The organism is Methyloversatilis thermotolerans (assembly GCF_000372885.1).
GTDB classification, from domain to species: domain Bacteria; phylum Pseudomonadota; class Gammaproteobacteria; order Burkholderiales; family Rhodocyclaceae; genus Methyloversatilis; species Methyloversatilis thermotolerans.
Genome location: NZ_KB889967.1, coordinates 4,115,174 through 4,123,015 on the forward strand (window position 1 = coordinate 4,115,174; position 7,842 = coordinate 4,123,015).

7 protein-coding genes and 1 tRNA gene are annotated in these 7,842 nt (G+C 61.7%); 1 reads left to right on the forward strand and 7 read right to left on the reverse strand.

Going from position 1 to position 7,842, the window contains the following annotated elements; translation table 11 throughout:
- Positions 1 to 14: 14 nt before the first annotated feature.
- From moeA to A3Q7_RS0118775, 6 genes are all read right to left on the reverse strand, one after another.
- Positions 15 to 1,250, reverse strand: a complete 1,236-nt coding sequence (gene moeA, locus A3Q7_RS0118750) for a molybdopterin molybdotransferase MoeA (RefSeq protein WP_018413454.1) — start codon at positions 1,248 to 1,250, stop codon at positions 15 to 17.
- Complete coding sequence (gene mobA, locus A3Q7_RS0118755; RefSeq protein WP_018413455.1) at positions 1,243 to 1,839, reverse strand: molybdenum cofactor guanylyltransferase MobA; 597 nt, start codon at positions 1,837 to 1,839, stop codon at positions 1,243 to 1,245. The genes moeA and mobA overlap by 8 nt, the downstream gene beginning before the upstream one ends.
- Positions 1,840 to 1,897: 58 nt before the next feature.
- Complete coding sequence (gene moaA / locus A3Q7_RS0118760; protein ID WP_026225021.1) at positions 1,898 to 2,986, reverse strand: GTP 3',8-cyclase MoaA; 1,089 nt, start codon at positions 2,984 to 2,986, stop codon at positions 1,898 to 1,900.
- 284 nt (positions 2,987 to 3,270) lie between these two features.
- The gene (locus tag A3Q7_RS0118765; protein ID WP_018413457.1) at positions 3,271 to 5,562 is read right to left on the reverse strand and encodes a TonB-dependent receptor; all 2,292 of its coding nucleotides are present in this window, start codon (positions 5,560 to 5,562) and stop codon (positions 3,271 to 3,273) included.
- Between the two features lie 200 nt (positions 5,563 to 5,762).
- Complete coding sequence (locus A3Q7_RS0118770; RefSeq protein ID WP_018413458.1) at positions 5,763 to 6,428, reverse strand: response regulator; 666 nt, start codon at positions 6,426 to 6,428, stop codon at positions 5,763 to 5,765.
- Positions 6,425 to 7,459, reverse strand: coding sequence for a sensor histidine kinase (locus A3Q7_RS0118775; protein ID WP_232418034.1), 1,035 nt, complete (start codon positions 7,457 to 7,459; stop codon positions 6,425 to 6,427). The genes A3Q7_RS0118770 and A3Q7_RS0118775 overlap by 4 nt, the downstream gene beginning before the upstream one ends.
- Positions 7,460 to 7,569: 110 nt before the next feature.
- Here A3Q7_RS0118775 and A3Q7_RS0118780 point away from each other — a divergent pair.
- Positions 7,570 to 7,646: transfer RNA gene (locus A3Q7_RS0118780), tRNA-Met, on the forward strand.
- On the opposite strand, the gene A3Q7_RS21225 is transcribed toward A3Q7_RS0118780, so the two are convergent.
- Positions 7,617 to 7,842 (reverse strand): hypothetical protein (locus A3Q7_RS21225; RefSeq protein ID WP_232418036.1); only part of this gene is annotated, 226 nt, incomplete at its 5' end. The genes A3Q7_RS0118780 and A3Q7_RS21225 overlap by 30 nt on opposite strands.

Below are 7,842 nucleotides of genomic sequence, written 5' to 3' on the forward strand. Positions count from 1 at the left end.
CCGATGCGCGCTGGTCAGAGCAGGCCGGAGAACGGAATGATCTGAACCGGGTCCCCAGCATCGATGCGAGTGAGGTCGTTGCCAAGTTCGATGATGCAGTCCGCTTCGCACATCGACCTCAGGATGCCCGAACTCTGTGAGCCGGTCACGGATACATGCCACTGTCCGTTGCGCAGCGACATGATGCCGCGCTGGTATTCGGTCCTGCCGGGAGGTTTTCTGAGCGTCTGGTCAGTGATGGCCTGGAAGCGGGGCAGTTCGGGAAGAGGTGAGACCCCCATGAGCCTGAGCAGGCCATCGCGTACGATGAACAGGAAGCTGATCATCGACGCGACCGGGTTGCCGGGCAGTCCGAACAGCAAGGTATTCCGGCCGTCGCGAGACAGCCGGCCGAAGGCCATTGGACGGCCGGGTTTCATGGCGATCTTCCAGAATTCCACCGCGCCGAGTTCCGCCAGCAGGTGGCGTACATGATCGGCATCACCGGCCGATACGCCTCCACTGGTGATGAGCGCGTCCACGTCACCCACCGCGGCGCCGAGCGCTGCCGACAGCGCGTCGCGGTCGTCACGCGCGATACCGAGGTCCACCACGTCACAACCCAGGCGCGCGAGCATGCTCCCGAGCGTGTAGCGATTGCTGTCGTAGATGCCGCCTTCGCGCGGTGCTTCTCCGAGGGACATCAGCTCGTCGCCGGTCGACAGCAGGCCGACGCGCAGGCGCCGGAAGACTCGCAAGGTGGACACGCCAAGCGACGCGGCAAGGCCGATGTCGGCCGGCCGCAACTGGCGACCCGCAGGCAGTGCGATGCGCCCCCTTGCAACGTCCTCACCCGCGAGACGTACGTTCATGCCCTTCGCCACTCCGGGCCGCACGCCGATGCGCGTGCCTTCGGCGCATACTTCTTCCTGTGCCACGACTGTGTCGGCACCCTGCGGAATCACTGCACCGGTCATGATGCGCACGGCCTGACCCGGTCCAAGTTCGCCATGCCAGGGGCGACCGGCGAGCGCGCTGCCGATCACGTCGAGCGCGGTATCGCCCCTTGTGTCCAGATCCGCGTGGCGGAAGGCATAGCCATCCATCGCCGAATTGTCGTGCGCCGGTACGTCGATCGGCGAGAGCAGATCGATGGCGAGCACGCGGCCGAGTGCATCGTGCAGGCCTACGGTTTCATCGCCGCTGATCGCCGGACAGCAGGCGAGTATGCGGGCGCGGGCGTCGGCGACGCTGGTTGCTGCTTCAGTCATGGTCCTCGTGGTGGACGGAGAGGGCCGCCAGTTCCTCGACAGTGTTGATGTTCGCGAAGGCATCGGCTTCGTCGTCGAATGCGACGACGACAGCCTTGATCGATGCATGCCACAGGCCCACCTTGCGGCCGCCGTCCTGAAGGAATCGAGTCAGGCCAGGCAGCACGTCACGACGCAGCAGGCTGAACACCGGATGAGTCTGGTCACCTGTCGCCGCACAGGCCAGATCGGCGTTGGCGTCTTCCAGCGCCGCGCGCAGCCTGCTCACAAGATCCGCCGCCAGGAAGGGAGAGTCACAGGGCGCGCTCACCAGCAGCGGCGTCGTGCACGCACTCAGACCCGCGTGCAGGCCGGCGAGCGGACCGGCGTAGCCGGGCATCAGATCACCCTGCACCGGGTAGCCGAAGGCCGCGTAGGCATCCGGATTCTGGTTTGCGTTGATCACCAGCCTGTCGACCTGGGGTTCGAGCCGGCGTATCACATGCGTGACAAGAGGCTCGCCGCGGAAGGGCTGCAGCCCCTTGTCCACGCCACCCATGCGCCGACCCAGTCCGCCTGCCAGCACGAGACCGGTCACTGTCTGATTCATGCCCGAGTCCTTCCCGGTTGTGCACGGGGTGCCGGATATTCTGCGTCGAGTGGGTGCTTCATCCGCCTATGTAGGACATTTCGATCTTGCGCATCGCCGCGGTCTCTTCAGTCCGGATTTCCGAATAGCGGTCATCGCGTCCCTGCCAGATCGCGCCGATGGCCGATGCCAGATCCTCGTCACTGCGCTCCTCACGCAGCAGCGCCCGCAGATCGTGCCCTTCGGTTGCGAACAGACAGGTGAACAGTTTGCCCTCGGTCGACAGCCGTGCGCGCGTACAGGACGAACAGAAGGCCTGCGTCACCGATGAAATGACGCCGATTTCTCCGCTGCCGTCGCGGTAACGCCAGCGTTGTGCGACCTCGCCCGGGTAGTTTGCACCCACCGGTTCGAGCGGCATTTCAGCGGCGATACGTTCGATCACCGCAGCGCTGGGCAGGACTTCGTCCATCTTCCAGCCGTTGCTCGAACCGACGTCCATGAACTCGATGAAGCGCACGATGTGACCGCTGCCCTTGAAGTGGCGGGCCATGGGCACGATTGCGTGATCATTGGTGCCGCGCTTGACGACCATGTTCACCTTGACCGGGGAAAGGCCGACCGCGGACGCGGCCTCTATGCCCTCCAGCACGCGGGATACCGGGAAGTCGACGTCATTCATCAGACGGAAGGTGTCGTCATCGATCGCATCGAGACTGACGGTCACCCGTGTCAGCCCCGCATCGCGCAGCGCACGGGCCTTCTGTTTGAGCAGCGCGCCATTGGTGGTCAGCGTCAGTTCGACCGGCAGTTTCGCGAGCCGCTCGATCAGCTTTTCCAGGTCCTTGCGCAGCAGCGGCTCCCCGCCGGTGATGCGCAGCTTGTTCACGCCGTGAGCGACGAAGATCCGGGCCACACGCTCGATTTCCTCGAAACTCAACAGCGCACTGCGCGCGAGATAGGGATAGTCCTTGCCGAACACTTCCTTCGGCATGCAGTAGATGCACCGGAAATTGCAGCGGTCGGTGACTGATATGCGCAGATCGCGGACCGGGCGGCCCCGGCTGTCCAGCAAGTTTCCGGTGGCCGGAATCGGCGTTGCCGGGACGGTGACGGCCGTGCGTCCCGCCTGGCGGATGTCCAGCAGGTGAATGATCTTTTCGCTCATGAGCGGTGCTGCGTGGCGCGGCGCATAGCGGTCGCGCATGAAGGAACAGGGAAGGCGGTGTGGTGGTGTCCGTCGCCCGCTGCTCGGGATTATGGAGGCACGATGACCGTACAACAAGGGCAACGGGTCGGCGATGCCCTGAAAAACCACTTGAAAATCAGGGGCTTTGCGTTCCGGGCGGAAGGTGTTCGTGGATCCGGTGGTACTGCAAACGATGAAGGCGCCCGAGGGCGCCTTCATCTTCCGCAGCAAGACGGCTTTCGCGGAACGGGATGCGCAGTGGTTCAGCCGCCGAAGCGGTAGCGCACGCCTATCCAGCCTGCACGCGGTGCGCCGGGGGCGTAGAAGGTTTCGTTGGTCCAGTCATCGGAGTTCGTACGGAAAGTGCCATTCGCGTTGAACACGTTCTCGGCGAGCTGACCGGCGGTGAAGTAGCGCTTGTCGAATACGTTGTTCATGCGCGCGAACACCGTCCATCCACCGCCCAGATCGGCATTCGCCACCAGATTGACGACGGTGAATCCGGCTGTCTTGCCACCTTCCTCGGTCTCGTTGTTTTCGTTGCCGCGCACATAGACGCCCGAATAGGCGGCGATGTCCGAACCCAACGTGAGCCACTCGGTGGTGCGCCAGTTCAGCGAAACCTTGAACGAATGTTCCGGAATGCCAGGGATCCTGTCGCCCGGGTTGACGCGTATCTCGTCATCGCCGGTGCAGCGGGGATCGGTTTCCGCAGTGCTGTTGGCTTCGGATACGATGCACGCGCCGGATTCGAAAGTCGCCCGCAGATAGGTGTACCGCGCGCTCCAGCCGAAACGGCCGTAATCGGCCGACGCGCCAAGCTCCAGGCCGGCACGACGCGTCTTGCCGAAGTTGTCGAAGTAGCCCAGACCGGGGTTGGTCGCACCCGCCGAAATGAACAGGATGTCGTCGTAGTTGTTGGCACCGAAGACGGCGGCGTTCCAGCGGATCATGTCGAACTTGCCGCGCGCACCGACTTCAACGCTGCGGGTGACCACCTGTTCCAGACGCGGGTCGGCCTGCATCGCATTCGGCAGGCGGCACGCGACCTGAGGGTTCGAGCATCCAAGTTCGATCGGTGAGGGCGCGCGATTGCCCTGCTGTGCGTTGGAGTAGAAGGTGATATCCGGCGACAGCGTGAACACCGCAGCGAGCGAAGGATTCACTTTCACATAGGTGTAATCATTGGCAAGCGATTCCGGCGAGCCCGGTGGGTTGATGTTGTCGGTCGTCCTCACCGATGTGTGGTTGTAGCGCGCCGCTGCCGTCAGCGACAGGTCCTTGGTCGTCTTCCAGGTCCCGGTGCCGAACAGACTCCAGGTTGTCGTCGTCCCGCGGATATTCACGCTCTCTTCTTCGTCTTCGACATCGACCACCGCGCGGGTCGCGTCAAGCACGCCTTCCTGCTCCGACTGGCGGAACTTCGCACGGCTGCGGTCATAGGTGGTACCGAAGGCGTACTGGCGCTGTTCCGCGATTTCGGCGAACTGGGCGCTGAAACCGTGACCGCGCTGGCGAGTGGAGGTGCGGTTGAACACGCCGGTGTCCTCGTCGATGCCCAAGCCACCATTCGCGCCGGTAGCCCCGTCGTTTGCGCTGTCTTCGAAATCATCGTTTGCGTCGCCATTCAAGGTCCTCACCTTGTTCTGGCGCGCGTAGATCGTGCCGGACAGCTTGTGGATGTCATCCAGCCAGTAGCCGCCATTGAGCGACACCATGGTCATCTGGTTCTGCGTGTTGTCCGGACGGGTGAAGATGCTGGAACGATCCTGTTCATAGAACGACAGCGGGGTAAGGCCGTTGCCGATGAGGTTGCTCTTGGCGTGGGAGATGTTCAGATCGAGCTCATGCTTCGACGAACGGTGGGAAATCTTGCCGAAGTACTGATTCAGATCGGACGGAGAATAGTCACGCCAGCCGTCCTCCTTGAACCGCGTTGCCGTGAAGTACCAGCCCAGCTCTCCGTTGTTGCCACCATGTTCGGCGGTAACCGCGCTGCGGCCGAAGCTGCCCGTATAGCCCTCGACCCCGGTTCCGGCAAAGTTGAAGCCGTCCTTGGTCCGGATGGCCAGGGCACCGCCCAGCGTGTTGAGGCCGAACAGCGGGTTCGAACCTGGAATCAGGTCTATGGAAGCGATGGCGTTGCGGGGAATCAGGTCCCAGTTGACCGTGTCGCCGAAGGGTTCGTTGACGCGCACACCATCCTGATAGACCGAAAGGCCTTGAGGCGTTCCGAGCAGCGGACTGGCGGTGAAGCCGCGGTAATTCACGTCGGCCTGGTATGGATTGCCCTGAATCTCGTTAACGTTGACGCTCTGCAACTGGCTTCCGAACAATTCGGGCAGTCCGCCGGAGCCGGTGTCCTTGAGAGCCTGCTTGCTGACCGACTGGACGTTGGCTGCTACTTCGTCCTTCGGTCGATCAAAACCCGGAATCGGCGTAGCGCCGATGACTTCGACGGTCGGCAGTGCGGTCTGCTGAGCCTGGACGGCGGGAACAACGCCAACTGCGAACGCACTGCCCAGCAGTGCGGAAATAGGGGAAAGGCGCAGCAAGGCGCCTCGGCGACGTGAGTACACTTGGATTCACTCCTCTTGTTTCGGGGATGCGCGATTCTGTGTGCGCGCTTCGTCGGATGAGGCCTGGCACAGACCCCGATAAGACGATAGACGAGGCCGATAGAATTGACACCGGGAAAAATTCCCGGCGTCAAGAAGCAGGCTCTCTTAGCGTTGCAGCCGTGCAATGCCTTCAATCAGCGATCGATGTTGAGCAGTCTTTGCGATTCCGAGCCCGCGACGATGCCCAGTTTCAGGGCAAGGTGCACCAGAGCTGCCGAAGTGCTGACGTTCAGCTTCTCCTTGATCAGAGCCTGGTAATTGGCGACGGTCTTCTGACTGAGGTTGAGAGTCTGCGCACACTCTGCAGCGGACAGGCCCTGCGCCAGTAGACGGAATACCTCGAACTCTCGTGGCGAAAGCGCATTGACGATTGCGCGTTCGCTGTCGGGCGTGCGTACCTCGACAATCTTGCGTACGTCTTCGCTGAAATACCGGTCTCCCCGGGCGACCGCTCGCACGGCTTCAAGCAGCACCTCGGGCGCGCTGCGTTTGCTGATGAAACCATGCGCGCCACTCTGAATCGCCTTGTCCACCACGACGGCTTCGTCATGCACGCTGAACACGAGGACACGCGCCGTCTGGTCGCGTGCGCGAATGCGGCGTATCAGTTCGATACCGCTGGAACCCGGCAAGGAGAGGTCCGTGATCGTGACGCGCGGGAGGTGCTGCACGAACGCCAGATAGCCGGTGTCGGCATCCTGAGCTTCCGCGACAATGTGAATGTCGCCTCCTGCCTCAAGCAGGCGCGCGTATCCCGAGCGCACGATCGGGTGATCATCCACGAGCAGTACATTGATCATCCGTCTGTCACCTTTTCATTTTTCGTTTCTGTCGTGTTGCGCGGAACAGGGATGCGGCAACGTACCGCCAGACCTCCGAGCGGCCCCGGCGAGGTCGTGAGCTCGCCCCCCAGCATGGATGCCCGTTCCTTCATGCCAAGCCAGCCCAGTCCGGCGCGCACTCCGGCCGGATCAGGCCCCCTGCCATCGTCCTCGATGCGAAGTTCAATTGTCGCCTCAGTTCTCGACAGGAAGAGTTTTACGTGGGTCGCTCCTGCATGCTTCACCACATTTGACAGAGATTCCTGTGCGATGCGGTAAAGCGCAATACTGACCGGCTCGTCCATATCTGTGAATTCGCCTTCTGGCAGCAGCGCACACGAGATGGACGTGCGTTCTTCCCAGGACTCGCAAAGCGACTGCAACGCACCGATGAGTCCCAAGCTGTCGAGCGCAGCCGGTCTGAGCTCGTATAACAGACCGCGGACAGTCTGATACAGATCGTCGGCCATCTCGGCGATGCGAGTGGCTGCTGCATGCGAGGTGGTGTCAGATCCCAATGTGCTCCGGAGAAAGACAGCATCGATCCTGATGGCGTTGCAGTTCTGCCCGAGATGGTCATGCAGTTCATGAGCAATGCGCCTTCGTTCGAGCTCCTGGAGGCCGATCAGCGCTTGTGCAAGCTCTCGGTTTCTCTCCGCAAAGTGGTGCAGTGATCGCTCAGCCTCTATCCGGGAAAGCAGTTCAGCTCGAGCATCGCGCCATCGGAGCGCGGAAAAAACAGCGAGCGCGGCCAGAACGCTGAGCAGCACGAAGATGAGCTCGTCCGCCTGAAATCCCTCGTACCTGGCAAGAGAGTTGTGCAGGCGCTCGTACAGCTCGCTACGTGAACTGGCGGCAAAAACTGCTGCGCCGGTAGCCAGGATAAGAAGCCACTCAACGCGTCTGCGGGCCCTGCTGGAGCGGGGGAGGAAGGAACGAGCGGTGCCGCGATGGGTTCGGCCGAGTAGCTGCATATATATATGTGGCGCGTCCGCCTCGTGATGGTTCATCACAGGATAGCGGTTGATCCTTTTATTCTTAACTGGCCCCTTGCTCAATAAGAAGCGATCAGGGGCGTTGACTCACGGCAGGGGATGGTTCATAATCTTTTTCTCTCGAACGCGGGGTGGAGCAGTCTGGCAGCTCGTCGGGCTCATAACCCGAAGGTCACAGGTTCAAATCCTGTCCCCGCAACCATCGAGCCAAGCGCTCGATAGTCGAGAAAAGTTTCAAATAAAGTTTGCGCAGATTGAAAAACGTGTTATAGTTTCGCTTCTGTGCTGCAGCGATAGCTGCAATAAAGCAGTAAAAGCTCTTTAACAAAACAAACAGCCGATAGGTGTGGGCACGGCGATGTTGTAACGGCGAGCAGCTGTCGTTCCAGGGGAACCTG

Bases quoted from the DNA above. Each gene is read 5' to 3' on its own strand.
- moeA (WP_018413454.1), bottom strand. From the start codon at position 1,250: ATGACTGAAGCAGCAACCAGCGTCGCCGACGCCCGCGCCCGCATACTC.
- mobA (WP_018413455.1), bottom strand. From the start codon at position 1,839: ATGAATCAGACAGTGACCGGTCTCGTGCTGGCAGGCGGACTGGGTCGG.
- moaA (WP_026225021.1), bottom strand. From the start codon at position 2,986: ATGAGCGAAAAGATCATTCACCTGCTGGACATCCGCCAGGCGGGACGC.
- A3Q7_RS0118770 (WP_018413458.1), bottom strand. From the start codon at position 6,428: ATGATCAATGTACTGCTCGTGGATGATCACCCGATCGTGCGCTCGGGA.
- A3Q7_RS0118775 (WP_232418034.1), bottom strand. From the start codon at position 7,459: ATGAACCATCACGAGGCGGACGCGCCACATATATATATGCAGCTACTC.